The sequence below is a fragment of the Halomonas borealis genome (genome assembly GCF_004798905.1).
GTDB lineage: Bacteria > Pseudomonadota > Gammaproteobacteria > Pseudomonadales > Halomonadaceae > Halomonas > Halomonas borealis.
Map to the genome: position 1 here is coordinate 1 of NZ_SDMO01000055.1, position 280 is coordinate 280.

A 280-nucleotide genomic window follows, 5' to 3' on the forward strand; every position below is an offset into this window, starting at 1 on the left:
TTATGGTTAATGTCGATCAGGGTACAGCTACAGATTACGAAAATTTGATTGCTTATGTCATTGAGCATGTGAAGGAAAATTCTGGATTAACACTAGAAGCAGAAGTCCGTATTATCGGTGAGAAATTAGAAAGATAAAAACAAAGAAAAATGATTAATGCAATAGTTTTTGACGTTGACGATACAATTTATGACCAGCAAGCACCATTCAGACGTGCCATTTCGAAAGTCTTCCCAGCCTTTGACATGAACGACATGAACAAAGCTTACATTCGCTACCG

1 protein-coding gene is annotated in these 280 nt (G+C 37.1%); it reads left to right on the forward strand.

The genetic code is table 11. The annotated features are described in order from the left end of the window. The first annotated feature begins 2 nt into the window (after positions 1-2). A complete protein-coding gene (locus ETC07_RS16150; RefSeq protein WP_240724688.1) occupies positions 3-137 on the forward strand; it encodes a hypothetical protein in 135 nt (44 codons plus the stop codon). Positions 138-280 lie beyond the last annotated feature (143 nt).